The following is a 17,399-nucleotide window of genomic DNA, read 5'->3' as shown; positions in this document are numbered from 1 at the left end:
ACTTAAAAGCGGCTGAGTTGTTTTTTTACTTTTAGACCCAATTTAAAACGTAATGCATTAACGCAAAGAGAGTATTTATGAGCAACCCATTAATTGGCCTTGAAGGCTTACCACCATTTTCAAAAATAAAGCCGGAGTACGTAGTACCAGCACTAAAAGACGGTATCGAGCTTTGTCGTAAAGCCATTGATGACGTGTTAGCTAAAGGCTCGTATACGTGGGATGACTTAGTATTACCCCTTGAAGAAGCCGATGATAAATTATCGCGCATGTTCTCCCCTGTATCGCATTTAAATTCAGTAATGAATAACGACGAATTACGCGAAGCTTACGAGCAGTGCTTACCGTTAATATCTGAATATTCAACATTTGTAGGTCAGCACCAAGGTTTATACAACGCGTATAATACGCTTTATAACAGTGACGAATTTAAAACGCTGACTACAGCACAACAAAAAACAATTACTAATGCGCTACGCGATTTTAAATTATCGGGTATTGCTCTGGCGGCAGAGCAGCAAAAACGCTACGGCGAAATTAGCGCGCGTTTATCAGAACTTGCCTCAAAATTTGGTAACAACGTAATGGATGCCACACTTGCTTGGCACAAGCATATTACTGATGAGAGTGATTTAGCAGGCTTGCCAGAATCGGCTCTTGCACTTGCAGCTGATACAGCAAAAAGTAAAGAATTAGAGGGTTGGTTATTTACACTCGATTTTCCATCATATTTACCAATAATGGCTTACGCAGATAACCGCGAATTACGCAAAGAAACTTACACCGCGTTTTCTACGCGCGCATCAGATCAAGGCCCTAACGCCGGTGAGTTTGATAACTCTGACATTATGAGTGAGGAGCTTGCGCTTCGTCATGAACTTGCACAGTTACTAGGGTTTAACAGCTACGCTGAAAAGTCACTGGCAACTAAAATGGCCGAAACACCAGAACAAGTATTCTCATTTTTAGAAGACCTAGCAGCTAAATCAAAACCACAAGCAGAGCAAGAAGTGGCCGAGCTAAAAGCGTATGCTGAGCAAAAACACGGTATTTCTGAATTAGAAGCATGGGATTTTGGTTACTACAGCGAAAAGCTTAAGCAAGAAAAGTATGCAATTTCAGACGAAGTACTACGTCCTTACTTCCCAGCAAATAAAGTGCTTAGCGGCTTATTCGAAACCGTTAATCGCTTATTTGGTATTAGCGTAAAAGAAGTTACTGACTTTGATACTTATCACAAAGATGTACGCTTTTTTGAAATTGTAGATAGTAGCAATACTCTACGCGGACGTTTTTATCTCGATTTATATGCACGCGACCACAAACGTGGCGGCGCGTGGATGGACGACTGTATGGGTCGTAAAGTACGCGCTAACGGCGAACTACAAACTCCAGTGGCTTATTTAGTGTGTAACTTTAATAAGGCGGTTGGCGATAAACCGGCGCTGTTTACTCATGACGAAGTAACTACTTTATTTCATGAGTTTGGTCATGGTATTCACCACATGCTTACACAAGTTGATGCCGCGCCAGTGGCTGGCATTAATGGTGTAGCGTGGGATGCGGTAGAGCTTCCTAGTCAGTTTTTAGAAAATTGGTGTTATGACGAAGAAGCCCTGAGCTTTATTTCAGGTCATTATGAAACGGGTGAGCCGTTACCTAAAGAGCTACTTGATAAATTACTAGCGGCTAAAAACTATAACTCAGGCGTACAAATGCTACGTCAAATTGAGTTTTCGTTATTTGATTTTAAAATCCATAACGATTACAAAGTGGGTGAGCAATGCCAAATTCAAGCAGTACTAAACGATGTACGTAGCCGCACATCAATCGTTAAACCGCCTGAGTTTAACCGTTTTCAAAATGGTTTTAGCCATATTTTTGCCGGTGGTTATAGTGCAGGTTACTACTCGTATAAATGGGCTGAAGTACTTTCTGCTGATGCATTTTCTAAATTTGAAGAAGAAGGTATTTTTAACGCTGAAACAGGGCAAGCCTTCATGCAAAATATTTTAGAAAAAGGCGGTAGCGAAGAGCCAATGGAATTATTTAAAAAGTTCCGTGGTCGTGAGCCAAATGTCGACGCGTTACTACGCCATAGCGGTATTGCTGTTTAAAAATTAATATTTAGCACAAACCAAATTAAAGCGCCTATATGGCGCTTTTTTATTATTTTAAAATTATTATCTAATAATTTTTAGTAATTTCATCCTACCGTACTATGCTTTTAGCACACCTAATAAAATGGACTAAGGCATGGCAAAGTTGGTATTGGCAATTGATGACGACAAATATGTCCATCATATAATTGAAGAGTCTTTGGCAGGATTTTGTAAAATAATTCATGCAAAAGATGGCGATGAAGGATTAAGGCTAACCAATAAATACAACCCAGATATTATTTTACTCGATATTGAAATGCCAGGTATGTCAGGTTATGACGTATGTAAAACTATAAAGCAGAGTCAAAATACTCAAGATATTCCCGTTATGTTTCTCTCATCTAAAATAGAGCTAAGCGATCGGGTAAAAGGTTATAGCGTCGGCGCATCTGATTACATTACAAAACCTTTTAATGCAGAAGAGTTAATAGCGCGAATAAAGGTACTTTACGAATATAGGCAAAAATGCGCAAAACTAAAATTGGATATAGTAAAAGCGAATAAAACAGCTGAAATGGCAATGACAGAGTCAGGCGATATGGGGCGTATAATGCGCTACGTTGGACAAAGTTATCACGTTAATAATTTTCAATCGTTGAGTGAATACTTTTTTACCTTTTTTGCTCCTTTAAATTTAGATGTTGTGGTTGTGTTTTGGTATCAAGGAAAAGGTATTTTTTACAGCCAGCAAAGTGGTGTTTGCCCGTTAGAACAAGAGCTGCTTGAGCAACATCGAAATGCTCAGCGATTTGTTGATATTGGTAGCAGCACTATCATTAATTATCCCAAAGTGTCCCTTTTGATAAAAAATATGCCCGTTGATAACGATGCTTTGTATGGGCGCTACAAAGATCTGTTCCCGCATATATTAGAAGTAACCAACGAGAAGATTGTTACCATGGAAAGAAGCGAAAGCAGTTATGAGCAGGCAGCTCAAATAAGTACAGCCCTTCAAGATATTGTTAAGCAGTTAACTACTCAAAATGTAGAGCAAAACAAAAGTACTAAAGAGTTTATAGAGCAGCTACATGAACTTGACTGCGCTATTAAGCTACAACAAACACAAGCAAACCCTGCGGATCTCACTTTATATATATCTCAATTGGATCAAACAATGCAGTTATTTGTATCGGCTAATAGTGATTTAGCCTTTATCAAATATCAGCTTAAACAAGTTGCCGAAAGCCGCAATGAACTTATATCCAATTTACGTACTAAAGCGGAAGCCGCAAAGGTCAATACGAATCATCATAGTGATATAGAGCTATTTTAGTGCTTTAAAGTAAAGCGGTTGATATACTACAGGCGTATTTTATCGTCGGAGTTTATTGTGGTTATTCAGTGTGCTTTTAAAGAGTTACGCCCTTATTTAAATGAATTAGAAACACGCTTTGGTTTAGCCCAATGGGCGCAAAATTGTAGTGGCTTTAGCTTACATTACGATGATAAAGGGTTAAGTCTATTTAAAACCGACGAGCCTAAGCTAGGTGCAATTAACGTTGATTTTGTAACCGGTGCTGCCGCCCATAGGCGTAAGTTTGGCGGTGGTAAAGGGCAAGCAATTGCCAAAGCGGTGGGTTTAAATAAAGGTGCAACGCCTGTTGTACTTGATGCTACCGCTGGTTTAGGGCGAGATGGTTTTGTACTTGCCTCGCTAGGGTGCAAAGTTATATTACATGAACGTCACCCGGTTGTAGCTGCACTTTTATACGATGGTTTAAAGCGAGCCTATAGCGATATTGAAATTGGTTTGTGGATGAAAGAAAACATGAGCCTAATATTTGGCTCAAGTCATACTTTGCTCTCTCAATGCGAAAGCATGCCTGATGTTGTTTATTTAGATCCCATGTTCCCGCATCGCGAAAAATCAGCATTAGTTAAAAAAGAAATGCGCGTATTCCAAGAGCTTGTTGGTGCAGACAACGACGCTGACGACCTACTTGATTTTGCCTATCCACTTGCCAGTAAGCGCGTTGTTGTAAAACGCCCCGATTACGCCCCATTCTTAAACGAAAAAACCCCAAGTATGCAGATCAAAACCAAAAAGAACCGTTTTGATGTCTATGTAAAAGCGGCAATGGTTTAAGCATCAAAACAAATAGGCGTTATATCCCTAGAACTTATCCATGTAAGAATCGTTATATTGGGTTTGATCATAGGATCTAGCCTTTTGAATCTAGGATCTTATTACATTTTCATGTTAGAATTTGCGCAATTTTTTGGCATAGCAAAGTAGCACAGTAATGATCTTAGATGATATTCGCATTGTTTTAGTTAACACGTCACATTCCGGCAATATTGGTTCGGCGGCTCGCGCCATGAAAACCATGGGTTTATCAAAACTTTATTTAGTTGATCCTGCTTGCGAAATAGACAGCCAAGCAAGTGCATTAGCTGCAGGCGCAACTGATGTTTTAGGCAATGCAGTTATTGTAGGTACCGTTGAAGAAGCTATCGCTGACTGTACATTAACGATTGGCACAAGTGCGCGTTCTCGTACGCTTTCGTGGCCAATGGTTGAACCACGTGAATGTGGTGAAAAGCTCGTTGCTGAAGCCGTAAATGGTCCTGTAGCGCTAGTATTTGGTCGTGAAAACAGTGGTTTAACTAATGAAGAATTACAGCTTTGTAATTACCATGTATGTATTCCTGCTAATCCAGAGTACAGCTCGCTTAATTTAGCTATGGCCGTACAAACACTTAGTTACGAAACTCGCATGGCATTTTTAAATCAACAACCTAAAAAGGTTGAAGAAGACGATGCAGTTTACCCAAGCTCAAAGCAAACAGAGTTGTTTTATGATCACCTTGAAGACACGTTGTTTAAAACAGGTTTTATCATCAAGCAACACCCTGGTTTAGTTATGACTAAATTGCGCCGTTTGTTCAACCGAGCTCACCCTGAAGATGCTGAAATGAATATTTTACGCGGTATTCTCACCTCAATTAATAAGGCTATCCCTAAGTAACTTAGGTATAGCTATTAGTTATAAAAGACCTAGACTAATTAACGCGCTAATACTTGACTAAATTACTCAGGTAATTACAATGGCTGTAATACTTGACCAAAGAGGTCAAGTATTGAAAATTTGTTAACTCTACAATTTAAAAGTAAGAGTTTCTAAATCAAATTTTTATCAAGTGATAATACTTGACTAATTTACTCTGGTAATTAAAATTTGCACTCTTTTGTGCAGGGGGCGTTATGAAGTTAACATCAAAAGGCAGATATGCCGTTACAGCTATGCTGGATGTTGCACTACACACAGGTGTAGGTCCTGTAGCCCTTGCTGATATTTCACAAAGACAAGAAATTTCTTTGTCTTACCTTGAACAATTATTTGCTCGTTTACGTAAAAATGGCCTAGTAAGTTCTGTTCGTGGACCTGGTGGTGGTTATTTACTAGGGCGTGAAGCGAGCGTTATCTCTGTTGGCGATATTATTAGCGCCGTAGACGAATCGGTCGATGCAACACGTTGCCAAGGTGCCGATACCGGCTGTCAGAGTGGTATGCGTTGTTTAACACATAATTTGTGGTCAGACCTAAGCGCACGCATAGAAGAATTTTTGAATAATATTACCCTTGCTGAATTGGTGGAAAAATCAGATGTGAAAGAAATAGCATCGCGCCAAGATAACAGTATTAATAATGCAATTAAGCAGTTGGAAAACATTCAAGTAAGCTGTCAACTTTAAGGTTGACCTGCAGCGGAGAGAGAAATGAAGTTACCGATTTATTTAGATTACGCAGCGACCACGCCTGTTGACGAACGTGTTGCTAAAGAAATGATGCAATGCCTGACAATGGACGGTAAGTTTGGTAATCCTGCGTCACGCTCACACCGTTTTGGTTGGCAAGCAGAAGAAGCTGTTGACCAAGCACGTACAGATATTGCTGATTTAATTAATGCAGACCCACGTGAAATTGTTTTCACATCGGGTGCAACAGAATCAAATAACCTTGCTATCAAAGGTGCAGCACAGTTTTACAAGAAAAAAGGTAAGCACGTTATTACCGCTAAAACTGAGCACAAAGCTGTAATCGACACATGTCGTGAACTTGAGCGCCAAGGTTTTGAAGTAACTTACATGGACGTTGAAGAAAACGGCCTACTTGATTTACAAAAACTTGCCGACACAATGCGTGACGACACAGTACTTGTAAGCATTATGCACGTTAATAACGAGCTAGGTGTAATTCAAGATATCGCGACTATTGGCGAAATGTGTCGCGAACGTAAAATTATGTTCCACGTAGATGCAGCGCAAAGCGCGGGTAAAGTACTAATCGACGTGCAACAGCTTAAAGTTGATTTTATGTCGTTCTCTGCACATAAAGTGTATGGCCCTAAAGGTGTTGGTGCACTTTACGTTCGTCGTAAACCACGTGCTCGCCTTGAAGCGCAAATGCACGGTGGCGGACATGAACGCGGTATGCGCTCTGGTACGCTAGCTACTCACCAATTAGTGGGTATGGGTACAGCGTTTAAAATTGCTAAGCAAGATTTCGAAAAAGATCACGCACACATCAGCGCCTTACGTAATCGTTTAATCGACGGCATTATGGCTGATATGGACGAAGTATACTTTAACGGCACGCAAGACCAATCAGTACCTGGCATTGTAAACATCAGCTTTAACTTTGTTGAAGGTGAGTCGTTACTTATGGCAGTAAAAGACATTGCAGTATCGTCAGGTTCAGCCTGTACATCTGCAAGCTTAGAGCCTTCTTATGTATTACGTGCACTTGGCCGTAACGACGAATTAGCACATAGCTCAATTCGTTTTAGTATTGGTCGCTTTACTACCGAAGAAGAGATTGATTACACCGTCGAATTAATGAAAAACTCTATCGGTCGCCTACGTGAGATGTCTCCACTTTGGGAGATGCATCAAGAAGGTATTGATTTAGATTCAGTTGAATGGGCTCACCACTAATAGTGTGAGCACATACCCTAGCAGGTAATGAGGATAGAATAATGGCTTATAGTGATAAAGTAATCGACCACGTAGAAAACCCACGTAACGTAGGTACTCTAGATAAGAATGATCCGTCAGTGGCAACGGGTATGGTAGGCGCACCAGCATGTGGTGACGTAATGAAATTGCAAATTAAAGTATCTGCCGAAGGCGTTATTGAAGATGCAAAATTCAAAACCTACGGTTGTGGTAGCGCAATTGCTTCATCTTCACTTGTAACAGAGTGGGTTAAAGGCAAAACGCTAGACGAAGCAGCGACAATTAAAAACACTGATATCAGTGCAGAGCTTGAATTACCACCAGTGAAAATTCACTGTTCAATTTTAGCCGAAGACGCAATTCAAGCAGCAATTGCAGACTACAAAAGCAAACAAGCGAAGTAAGAAGAGAAACTCATGGCAGTGACATTGACAGATGCGGCAGCAAACCGCGTACAATCATTTTTAGCAAACCGCGGTAAAGGTTTAGGCCTGCGCGTTGGCATTAAAACGACGGGCTGTTCAGGTCTTGCTTATGTACTTGAGTTTGTTGACGATTTAAACGAAGACGATGAAACTTTTGCGGCTAAAGGTGTAACATTAATTGTTGACGCTAAAAGCTTAGTTTACATCGATGGCACAGAGCTCGACTACACTAAAGAAGGCTTAAATGAAGGGTTTAAATTTAGAAACCCTAATCAAGCTGATGAGTGTGGTTGTGGCGAAAGCTTTACCGTTTAAGCTTAAAATATCTTTGTAGTATAAATAAGCCCTGCCAGTTAATGTAGGGCTTTGTTATTTCTGAATATTATTGGTTGAAGTTATGCGTTACTTTGAATTATTTGCAGTTCCCGTTGATTACAATATTGATTTAGCAACGGTTAACAAGCACTACTTGGAATTACAGCGTACTGTACATCCAGATCGCCACGCGAATGCGAGCAGCCGCGATAAGTTAATGGCAGTGCAAAGCGCCGCCGAAATTAACGATGCGCTACAAACATTAAAGCACCCAGTAAAACGTGCTGAATATATGCTGAGCGAGCTAGGCGTTGATATTCGTGCAGAGCAGCAAACCTTGCAAGATCCAATGTTTTTAATGCAGCAAATGGAACTTCGCGAAGAGCTTGAAGAGCTAACATCGTCGCGCGATCCTGATACCGCCATTGCAAATTTTGAAAAACAAATTAAGCAACTAAACACGCAGTACAGTGCACAACTTGCCGAACAACTAGCAAGTAACGATGAGCAGCAATATCAACTTGCCGCAGATAATATTCGTAAACTGAAGTTTGTTTATAAGTTACGTGACGAACTAGAGCGTATTGAAGACAGTTTATTTGACGATTAATTACTTGCTGCAAAGCGAGCAACACGAGTTTAAAGAGCATTATGGCATTATTGCAAATTGCTGAGCCGGGGCAGAGCGCGGCACCACACGAACATAAACTAGCTATTGGTATTGATCTTGGTACAACTAACTCATTAGTTGCAACAGTACAAAGTGGCGAAGCCCGCACGTTAACTGATGATCTTGGCGCGGCTATGTTACCGTCGGTTGTTCGTTATCAAGCAGGCGGTATTACTGTTGGCGCAGAAGCTGCAAAAGCAGCAACGCAAGACCCTGCCAACACGCTTATTTCGGTTAAGCGTTTTTTAGGTAAAACTCAGGCTGAAATAGAGCAAAGTTATGGCCAGCTACCGTATGAATTTTGTGAGCACAATGGTGCACTAGCAATAGAAACTGCGGCAGGTAAAATCAGTCCAATTAAAGCATCAAGCCATATTTTAGCTGCATTAAAAGCACGAGCTGAGCAAAGTTTTGGTAATCAAGAGATTTTAGGTGCTGTAATCACAGTACCAGCGTACTTTGATGACGCACAGCGCCAAAGTACTAAAGATGCCGCAGAACTTGCTGGTATTAACGTACTACGTTTATTAAATGAGCCAACAGCAGCAGCCGTTGCTTATGGTTTAGATTCTGGCCAAGAAGGTATTATTGCTGTTTACGATTTAGGCGGTGGTACATTTGATATATCAGTACTTAGATTACACCAAGGTGTGTTTGAAGTAATGGCAACTGGCGGCGACTCAAGTCTCGGTGGTGATGACTTTGACTCACTACTTGTTGATTACTTTAAGCAGCAAACTGGTGTGTCAGCGTTGTCACCTTCAGTTTTACGTTTATTCATCAATAAAGCAAAAGCGTGTAAAGAAGCATTAAGCCAATACGCTAAAGTAAACGTGGGTCTTGAGTTTGACGATCAAAAATACACAGTAGAAGTAACACGCGAAACGTTTGATGAAATGGCTATGCCTCTCGTTAAAAAAACACTGCGTTCGTGTCGTCGTGCTGTAAAAGATGCTGGCATAGAAAACGACGAAGTACTGCAAGTTATTATGGTAGGCGGTTCAACCCGTATGCCACTGGTACGTAGCCAAGTACAAAGCTTTTTTGATAAAGAGCCGCTAACTTCAATCGACCCTGATCGTGTTGTAGCCCTAGGTGCTGCGCTTCAAGCCGACGTGTTAATTGGCAATAAGCCCGATTCTGACATGCTATTGCTTGATGTATTACCGTTATCGCTAGGCCTTGAAACTATGGGTGGTTTGGTTGAAAAAATCATTCCGCGTAATACAACAATTCCGGTAGCACGCGCGCAAGAATTTACGACGTTTAAAGACGGCCAAACAGCTATGTCATTACATGTGCTGCAAGGTGAGCGTGAGCTTGTTGATGATTGTCGATCGCTTGCTAAGTTTAGCTTAAAAGGTATTCCACCAATGGCGGCAGGTGCTGCGCATATTCGTGTAACCTTTAAAGTTGATGCTGATGGCCTATTAAGTGTTTCAGCTATGGAAAAATCAACAGGCGTACAAGCTGAAATTCAAGTTAAGCCTTCGTTTGGTTTATCTGACGACCAAGTAGCTAACATGCTAAAAGAGTCAATGAGCAACGCTAAAGGCGACATGCAAGCACGTATGCTTAAAGAGCAACAAGTAGAAGCGTTACGCGTAATAGAAGCGCTTAATGCATCACTTGCAGCCGATGCTGCATTACTTGACGATATGCAACTTGCTAACTTACGCGCTGAAATTGCAGAACTGGTAAAAGTGCGCGAAAATGCACAAGAGCCTGGCGAAATTAAAGCAGCTATCGAAAAAGTCGATAATGCGAGTAGCGACTTTGCATCGCGTAGAATGGATGCATCAATTAAAAAGGCCCTTACAGGGCAGTCAGTAGACAACATTTAAGAGAGATTAGAATGCCACAAATTGTTTTTCTTCCACATCCTGAATTATGTCCTGACGGCGCTGCAATTGAAGCCCCTGCAGGCCAAACAGTACTCGACGCTGCACTTAAAAATGGCATTAGTATTGCACATGCCTGCGAAAAGTCGTGTGCATGTACTACGTGTCATTTAGTGATTCGTGAAGGATTTGATTCACTACAAGAGAGTGATGAGCTAGAAGATGACATGCTAGATAAAGCATGGGGTTTAGAGCCTGAGTCACGCCTTGGTTGCCAAGCAATTATAAGAGATGAAGACTTAGTGGTTGAAATACCTAAGTACAATCTCAATATCGTTAATGAAGAGCACTAGTTTTTAACGATGTATATATTAAAAGCCGCTGTTTGATACAGCGGCTTTTTTGTTTCAAAAAAGCATTCATAAACACGTAGCAGCGACTTTATGTCGCGTTTTAAATCTCAAACGTTTTAAGTTAAATTTTTCTAATCTCAAACTTGAACATCAAAATGATCACGTGTTTTTCAGATTATATAAACGCGGGGTAAACCCGCTGCTAAGAGTTCAACCCAATCCCTAAAATCTATTTCGGAGGTTTATTTTGAGTAATCTTATTTTCTCAGACTCATTTATTAACGGCGAATTTTATAAGACTGATACGCACTTTAGCGTTAACGATCCCGCGACCGAAAAAAGTATTGTTGATGTAAGCGATATTGACGAGCAGGGTGTAAATAGCGCAATAGCTGCAGCTCAAGGGGCTTTTGTTAAATTAAAAGCGACGAATGCCACCGAGCGAAGCGAAACGTTGATGCGCTGGTATGAGCTAGTTATAAAACACAAACAAACACTTGCAGAGCTTATGACCAAAGAGCAAGGTAAGCCACTTAAAGAATCCCTTGGTGAAATTGATTACGGTGCAGGTTTTATCAAATGGTTTGCTGAGGAAGCCAAGCGTAGTTACGGTGACGTGATTCCGCCAACTGATGACTCACATCGTTTAACTAGCTTTAAGCAGCCTATCGGTGTTGTAGCTGGTATAACGCCTTGGAACTTCCCTGTTGCTATGGTTACTCGTAAAGTAGCTCCAGCTTACGCTGCGGGCTGTAGCTTTATACTTAAACCTTCTGAACATACGCCACTATGTGCTATCGCACTTGCTTATTTGGCCGATCAAGCTGGTTTTGTTAAAGGTGCATTTAATGTACTGGTTTCACAAGATGCCAAAACAGTAGGTAAAATGCTGACTGATTCAGAAGTCGTGCGTAAGTTTACATTTACCGGCTCTACCGGTGTAGGTAAGCAGTTGCTATCTCAATGTGCAGACACAATTAAACGCACCTCGATGGAGCTTGGCGGCAATGCGCCTTTTATCATTTTTGATAATGCAGATTTAGATGAAGCTGTAGAAGGGCTAATGGCGGCTAAATTTAGAAATAGTGGGCAGGCATGTGTTGCTGCAAACCGTATCTTTATACAGCGTAATATTCTCGACAAAGTACTGTCAAAAATCACGCCTAAGGTTGCAGCGTTAAAAGTGGCAAATGGTTTTGAAGACGATGTTGATATTGGCCCACTCATTTACCCTAAAGCCAAAGAGAAAGTACAACAGTTAGTACAAGACGCACTCGATAAAGGTGCTACGTTGATTGGCGATAATAGTGACTTAGGTGGCAGCTTTCAAAACCCATTAATAGTAAACAACGTAACTACTGACATGGATATTTACCACGAAGAAGTATTTGGTCCAGTATTAACGGTTATTCCTTTTGATGAAGAAAGTGAAGTGCTTGCACTTGCTAACGATGTACCATTTGGTCTAGCAGCCTATTTTTATAGCCAAAATATTAAGCAAATTTACCGAATTAGTGAAGGGCTTGAATTTGGTATGGTAGGTGTAAATGAAGGTGTTATATCAAACCCAGTAGCGCCTTTCGGTGGCGTTAAACAATCTGGTTTGGGCCGAGAAGGTGGGCATCAAGGGCTGGATGAGTACCTAGAAGAAAAATACGTGTGTATTAAAATATAACGGCAGTTAAGTATACGAGCGCGAATTTACTTCGCGCTTTTTTATGACGTTAATATGGCAGATATATGAACTTTACCTTTTACTGTTGCTACCCAAAGCGCTAAATGCTACCTTTGGGAACATATTTTTTGTTAATAAAACAACATAAAAAAACAAATAAAAAGTAAAAGGATTTCTATAAGTAGAAATAACCCCGTGTGTAAATGCCACCGTAAGGTGGCATTTTTTTGTTTGGATAGGTATAGGCTGTAATAAGCGTATTTTGAATAAAGGCATGGCTTTATAGGTGCTAACTTATAGGTGTGTAACCGGGTAAGTTATCAAAATCTACCTCATCTAGCTGCTCTGGGTTAGCATATTCATTGATATAATTTTTATAGACTTGCGACTCAATAAAAATAGCAAAAATGTCAGCATCAAGATGGTTTTTAGCAACCATTGACCCTAAAATAAATAAACACTCACTGACCGGTTTTGCTTTTTTGTAGGGCCTGTCTACTGCAGATAGCGCTTCAAAAATATCCGTAATAGCCATTAACCTTGCAGGCACCGACATTTGCTCTTTGGTTAAACCTCTTGGGTAACCAGTACCGTCAAGTTTTTCATGATGACCTAAAGCATATTCAGTCACATTGCTTAAGTGTTTAGGGAACGGCAGGGCATCTAAAATATTTTTAGTTACATCCATATGACGTTTCATTACTTCACGTTCGGCTTCGGTTAACGTGCCTCTTCGTATTGTTAAGTTTTCAACTTCATCAGCTGAGAGCAATGGTGTATTAATATCATTTATAACGAGTTGGTATTTGTTTGCAATGCGTTCAATGTGCTCAAGTTCTGCATCACCTAAAAACTCGCCCCCTACATTCACACGCTGTAATAATGCACGGTCTAATGCCAACTGTTTAAGCTCGGTATCAAGTAGGCGTTCAAATTGTTGAACCTCGATAGGTTTTTGCAGCTTCATCGCACAGATGATTTTTTGCTGATACGCTATTTTTAAATCTCGGCTAATTATTTCAAATTTAGCATCTACATATTTTATTCGATCAAAAATAGTTTCTAGTTTTGTCGACTTTTCCATAATGTGATCGGGAGTCGCGATTTTCCCACAGTCATGTAACCAGCCTGCTATATCAAGTTCATGCCGGTCGGCCTCACTCATCGAAAATGAAGCCAAAGGGCCTTTATTTATATCATGTACGGCATCAGCTAGCATTAACGTGAGTGCTGGCACTCGTTTACAATGGCCACCGGTATGAGGAGACTTTTCATCTATTGCCATCGCAATTGTTTCAGCAAAGGTTGAAAAAAGATCTTCCATTCCCTTAATTAGTGTTGAGTTAGTTAGTGAAATAGCGCCTAAAGAGGCAAAAGATCGAATTAGAGTGACAAGCTCTTCACTAAAAGGAATGTTTTTATTTTGCGCATCTTTTACATTTATAAGCTGGATTACACCAATAATGTCATCTTCATGATCTTTTAAAGGAATTGTTAGCATGGACTCAGAACGATAACCCGTGCGTGCGTCCATTTTGCGAGCTGCGCTCATATCAAAGGGCAGGGCATCATACACGTCAGGAATGTTAATCACTTCGCCAGAATTTGCAGAGTGGGCAACAATAGCTGTTTCGTTTGGTTTGCCATCAATAAAAAGATCTATATTAGGAAAATCTACAGGGCTCCCTAAAGTGCCACCTAAATAAAGATTTAATGACTTATTTATTACCGTTTCAAACTTGAGTTGTTTGTTTGGGGTAATAGAGTAAATGCTGCCAGCATCAGAATTTGCTATCGACATCACAACTTGCAGTATTTCATCAAGTAACTTAGACGAGTTTTTTTCTGTTGTTAGCCTAATACTAATATCGATAAAATGCTGAAGGTTTGTTTTGTCTTTAATGTGCTGTCGCATATGTTTACTACTTTTTAGTATGTTTGAAGGCACCATTCCAATCCTTAGCTAGTGTTTGCAAATCAGTGCCCTTAATACGTTCGATAAAAATGGTATAAACGTCAGAGCTAAATACGGTCGTGCTGTGTAGTTCTTTAAATAAGCTAAGCGCTTGTGGCCAGTTTTTATTATAAAAAAGCGTCATGGCCTGCTGTGATTTTTTAACTTCATTTAACTGTTCTTCATCGAGCTTATCTGTAAAATTTATAGGCTCAAACAACTGTATAGCCGTTGTTTTTCCGACAACTTGTACTTTATCTATTAAACGAAATGAAATATGAGGGCATTCGTTCATCGTTTCTTCTGTAACAAGAATAGCTACGCCATAAAATTTGGTCAAGCTTTCTACTCTAGCACCTAAATTAACAGTATCACCAAGAACTGTATAGGCTTTACGGTAAACCGAACCCATATCACCTACATTCATATCGCCAGTACTTAAACCGATACCAATTTTTATTGCAGGCTGATTGTTTTCTGCAAATAACTGATTTACTTGCGTTAACCCGTTAATCATACCCATAGCGGCTTCAACACCATGGCGAGCGTGGTTTTCATCTATTAGTGGAGCATTCCAAAATGCCATCACCATATCGCCTACGTACTTATCAATAGTTCCGTTATGATCAAATATGATTTTGGTAATAGCCGTAAGATATTCGTTTAAGTATTCACTTAACTGATGGGGCGACATACTTTCTGATACTGAAGTGAAACTACGAATGTCGGCAAACAACACCGTCATATTTTTTCGCTCACTTTTTTGAGATAAACTTTTGCCCTGTAGTATCATCTGATTTATACGCTCAGGAGGCATATATTGGTCAAACATAGATTTTATTTTTCGGCTATGTTTCATTTCAGCGATAGAACCAACAATGATGTAATAACCCGCTAATATAATGATGAGTAAAAGAGGCATTAATAAAGGTAAACTAATTTTTTGCACTGACCATAAATAAACGTTTAAAAATATAACGACACTTGTGACTGTAAGAGACAAAACAATAATAAAACGTGCGCTCTTACCGTGGCTAAAAAACGACAGTACGCTACCCGTTAATGTAATGATGAGTAAGCTTGCTCCCAGTGACCAATTAGGTTTAGATGGCAGTAGCTCTGGGTGCATTAATCCTTCAAATATATTGGCATGAACCTCCACACCAGGGTATTGCAAACCAACAGGTGTTGATCTTAAATCAGCGAGTCCAATTGCCGATGTGCCAATAAAGGCTACTGTGCCTTCTAATTCCTCTAAACCAATTTTTTTGGTCAAAATATCGGTAGCCGAATAATAAGGGAAGCTATGCGCACGCCCTTTGTAAGGAATTAATATTTGCCCATACTCATCAGTTTGAATCCACTTATCTTGAAATTTTATACCTTCGAATAAGGTTATACCATCTAACCTATTGGAACGGGTTTCTATGTTTTCAGCAAGGGTATAAAGTCGAGCAACTTCAAGTGCTAAAGAAGGATAAAGCTTATTGCCAACTCGATTTATAAGAGCTGCTTTACGTATAAAACCATCTTCATCGCTATGTGCATTGATAAAACCGGTACCCGTTGTAGCATTTTGTAACTGTGGAATATTTACAATAGCACCAGGAAACTGGTTTATTTGTGAATTAGTATGATCCGCATTTGCCCATATAACACTGCTTTTAGCTGGCAAGTTTTGATTAGTGAGTTGTTCATCAATTAATAAAAAACCAAGAACAGTATCATTTTTAGATAATGCGCTTGCTAGTTTTGTGTCTGCATCGACTTGTTTAGTAATTTCAGCAAAGGGGATGGTGTACTTTTTTGATAAATCAGGAATTTCAGACATAATTTTTGTAACAGGGTTTTCTTCCTGTTCAGAAAAAAATATATCGAATGCAATAACAATAACACCTGCATCAGTAAGCTTTGTAACAAGGTCGGCTACTTTTGATCGACTCCAAGGAAAGCGTCCTTGTTCTTGCATGCTCTTTTCATCGATATCAATTATTACAACGGTTTCATCAATACGCCTAGGCGTCTCTGAAAGCGTTAGTAATAAACGAGAGTCGTATATTATACCTTCTACGCGGTTCACTAACTTTGCAAGCGACCCAGTTGAAAATAGCTCTATTGATGCAATTAATAATGTAATAACAGCGCCAATGAAAAAGTGCTTTGAAGTAATTGGTTTTAAGGAGCTAATGAGTAACGCTCCTTGATAGACTAAAAATCAAAAACTCGTCCTTCTCGGCCGCATTCTATTTTTACCTGTTGAGCGTACTGCGTGTGTAAATATTTTTCTATAGCTAATAACTGTTCATCGGTTCTTGATGGATCGTGGCTAATAATAACCACATTTTTAATACTCGCTTTTATAGCAAGCTCAGCCACCTGATCTATGGTGCTATGCCCCCAACCATGTTTAAGAGGCAAGTCTGCATCTATAAATTGAGCATCATGAATTAGTAAATCAGCGCCTTCAATAAAGTTGACCCATTCGCTAATACTTGTGTTTGCTTTTTCTGGCGGATTTAGCTCATTGTCGGTAACGTAAGCCACCTTTTTTTCATCTGCTTTAATACAATAAGCAGTACCACCACCAGGGTGATTTAGTGGAGCAGTCGAAACCAAAAAACCATTAAGTGTAAATTGCTTTTGAGACGATAAATCAGTATTAAGCGTAATGCTGGCAGGTAAATCTTGATAACACACCGGAAAGTACGAACCACTCATTTGCTTTAATATGGCATCTTCACTTTTTTTATCATCAACGTTACCCACAGTAATAGTTATATCGCGGTTAGGTTGGTAAATAGGTTTAAAAAAAGGAAACCCTTGAATATGGTCCCAATGGTTATGCGTTAGCAAAATATTGATAGGACTTTGTGTTTCTAGTAAACGTGTACCGAGTTCTACAATACCGGTACCAGAGTCTAAAATAAGATCTTTACCGTTACTTTGTTCAATGTACACACATGAGGTATTTCCTCCAAAAATGTGCGTATTACTTCCTGCTGAAGCCATTGAGCCTCTAACACCAAAAAATTCAACTTTCATAA

At 39.8% G+C, this 17,399-nt stretch carries 15 protein-coding genes; 12 read left to right on the top strand and 3 right to left on the bottom strand.

Annotated elements, in window-relative coordinates:
• Nucleotides 1-77: 77 nt before the first annotated feature.
• From prlC to I6F66_RS05945, 12 genes are all read left to right on the top strand, one after another.
• On the top strand, nt 78-2,117 hold the full coding sequence (gene prlC, locus I6F66_RS06000; RefSeq protein ID WP_197175752.1) for an oligopeptidase A: 2,040 nt from the start codon (nt 78-80) through the stop codon (nt 2,115-2,117).
• 139 nt (nt 2,118-2,256) lie between these two features.
• Nucleotides 2,257-3,435 (top strand): response regulator transcription factor, encoded by a 1,179-nt coding sequence (locus I6F66_RS05995; protein ID WP_197208926.1) that lies wholly within the window; start codon nt 2,257-2,259, stop codon nt 3,433-3,435.
• 57 nt (nt 3,436-3,492) lie between these two features.
• Complete coding sequence (locus I6F66_RS05990; protein WP_010554084.1) at nt 3,493-4,248, top strand: class I SAM-dependent methyltransferase; 756 nt, start codon at nt 3,493-3,495, stop codon at nt 4,246-4,248.
• Nucleotides 4,249-4,405: 157 nt separating this feature from the next.
• Complete coding sequence (trmJ, locus tag I6F66_RS05985; RefSeq protein ID WP_024589846.1) at nt 4,406-5,131, top strand: tRNA (cytosine(32)/uridine(32)-2'-O)-methyltransferase TrmJ; 726 nt, start codon at nt 4,406-4,408, stop codon at nt 5,129-5,131.
• A 236-nt stretch (nt 5,132-5,367) separates the two neighbouring features.
• On the top strand, nt 5,368-5,859 hold the full coding sequence (gene iscR, locus I6F66_RS05980) for a Fe-S cluster assembly transcriptional regulator IscR (RefSeq protein WP_007586371.1): 492 nt from the start codon (nt 5,368-5,370) through the stop codon (nt 5,857-5,859).
• Nucleotides 5,860-5,883: 24 nt separating this feature from the next.
• Nucleotides 5,884-7,101, top strand: a complete 1,218-nt coding sequence (locus I6F66_RS05975) for an IscS subfamily cysteine desulfurase (RefSeq protein WP_002958425.1) — start codon at nt 5,884-5,886, stop codon at nt 7,099-7,101.
• A 41-nt stretch (nt 7,102-7,142) separates the two neighbouring features.
• Nucleotides 7,143-7,526, top strand: a complete 384-nt coding sequence (iscU, locus tag I6F66_RS05970; RefSeq protein WP_007377675.1) for a Fe-S cluster assembly scaffold IscU — start codon at nt 7,143-7,145, stop codon at nt 7,524-7,526.
• Between the two features lie 12 nt (nt 7,527-7,538).
• Entirely contained in the window at nt 7,539-7,862 is a 324-nt protein-coding gene (gene iscA / locus I6F66_RS05965; RefSeq protein ID WP_007377674.1) for an iron-sulfur cluster assembly protein IscA, read from the top strand.
• A gap of 82 nt (nt 7,863-7,944) precedes the next feature.
• Nucleotides 7,945-8,472, top strand: coding sequence for a co-chaperone HscB (gene hscB, locus I6F66_RS05960; protein WP_007586374.1), 528 nt, complete (start codon nt 7,945-7,947; stop codon nt 8,470-8,472).
• Between the two features lie 41 nt (nt 8,473-8,513).
• A complete protein-coding gene (hscA, locus tag I6F66_RS05955; RefSeq protein WP_165741392.1) occupies nt 8,514-10,376 on the top strand; it encodes a Fe-S protein assembly chaperone HscA in 1,863 nt (620 codons plus the stop codon).
• Nucleotides 10,377-10,387: 11 nt separating this feature from the next.
• Entirely contained in the window at nt 10,388-10,726 is a 339-nt protein-coding gene (gene fdx, locus I6F66_RS05950) for an ISC system 2Fe-2S type ferredoxin (RefSeq protein ID WP_165735300.1), read from the top strand.
• A gap of 247 nt (nt 10,727-10,973) precedes the next feature.
• Entirely contained in the window at nt 10,974-12,401 is a 1,428-nt protein-coding gene (locus I6F66_RS05945; RefSeq protein ID WP_197140439.1) for an NAD-dependent succinate-semialdehyde dehydrogenase, read from the top strand.
• Nucleotides 12,402-12,690: 289 nt separating this feature from the next.
• Here I6F66_RS05945 and I6F66_RS05940 read toward each other — a convergent pair whose 3' ends face one another.
• From I6F66_RS05940 to I6F66_RS05930, 3 genes are all read right to left on the bottom strand, one after another.
• Nucleotides 12,691-14,352 (bottom strand): HD domain-containing phosphohydrolase, encoded by a 1,662-nt coding sequence (locus I6F66_RS05940; protein ID WP_007586383.1) that lies wholly within the window; start codon nt 14,350-14,352, stop codon nt 12,691-12,693.
• Nucleotides 14,324-16,435, bottom strand: coding sequence for an adenylate/guanylate cyclase domain-containing protein (locus I6F66_RS22800; protein ID WP_331458714.1), 2,112 nt, complete (start codon nt 16,433-16,435; stop codon nt 14,324-14,326). Before I6F66_RS22800 ends, I6F66_RS05940 begins: the two co-directional genes overlap by 29 nt.
• Nucleotides 16,436-16,563: 128 nt before the next feature.
• Nucleotides 16,564-17,397 carry an MBL fold metallo-hydrolase gene (locus I6F66_RS05930; protein ID WP_197208925.1) on the bottom strand — a complete coding sequence of 278 codons (834 nt, stop codon included), beginning with the start codon at nt 17,395-17,397 and terminating at the stop codon, nt 16,564-16,566.
• Between the last annotated feature and the right edge of the window lie 2 nt (nt 17,398-17,399).

It is taken from the genome of Pseudoalteromonas sp. NZS100_1 (assembly GCF_015864285.1).
Lineage (GTDB): Bacteria > Pseudomonadota > Gammaproteobacteria > Enterobacterales > Alteromonadaceae > Pseudoalteromonas > Pseudoalteromonas arctica.
This window is presented reverse-complemented; position numbering and strand designations above follow the sequence as displayed.

Excerpts from the sequence above, each read along its gene's own strand:
- I6F66_RS05940 (WP_007586383.1), bottom strand. The coding sequence starts at position 14,352 with ATGGTGCCTTCAAACATACTAAAAAGTAGTAAACATATGCGACAGCAC.
- hscB (WP_007586374.1), top strand. The coding sequence starts at position 7,945 with ATGCGTTACTTTGAATTATTTGCAGTTCCCGTTGATTACAATATTGAT.
- I6F66_RS05995 (WP_197208926.1), top strand. The coding sequence starts at position 2,257 with ATGGCAAAGTTGGTATTGGCAATTGATGACGACAAATATGTCCATCAT.
- fdx (WP_165735300.1), top strand. The coding sequence starts at position 10,388 with ATGCCACAAATTGTTTTTCTTCCACATCCTGAATTATGTCCTGACGGC.
- I6F66_RS05930 (WP_197208925.1), bottom strand. The coding sequence starts at position 17,397 with ATGAAAGTTGAATTTTTTGGTGTTAGAGGCTCAATGGCTTCAGCAGGA.
- iscU (WP_007377675.1), top strand. The coding sequence starts at position 7,143 with ATGGCTTATAGTGATAAAGTAATCGACCACGTAGAAAACCCACGTAAC.
- iscA (WP_007377674.1), top strand. The coding sequence starts at position 7,539 with ATGGCAGTGACATTGACAGATGCGGCAGCAAACCGCGTACAATCATTT.
- prlC (WP_197175752.1), top strand. The coding sequence starts at position 78 with ATGAGCAACCCATTAATTGGCCTTGAAGGCTTACCACCATTTTCAAAA.
- trmJ (WP_024589846.1), top strand. The coding sequence starts at position 4,406 with ATGATCTTAGATGATATTCGCATTGTTTTAGTTAACACGTCACATTCC.
- I6F66_RS05975 (WP_002958425.1), top strand. The coding sequence starts at position 5,884 with ATGAAGTTACCGATTTATTTAGATTACGCAGCGACCACGCCTGTTGAC.
- hscA (WP_165741392.1), top strand. The coding sequence starts at position 8,514 with ATGGCATTATTGCAAATTGCTGAGCCGGGGCAGAGCGCGGCACCACAC.
- iscR (WP_007586371.1), top strand. The coding sequence starts at position 5,368 with ATGAAGTTAACATCAAAAGGCAGATATGCCGTTACAGCTATGCTGGAT.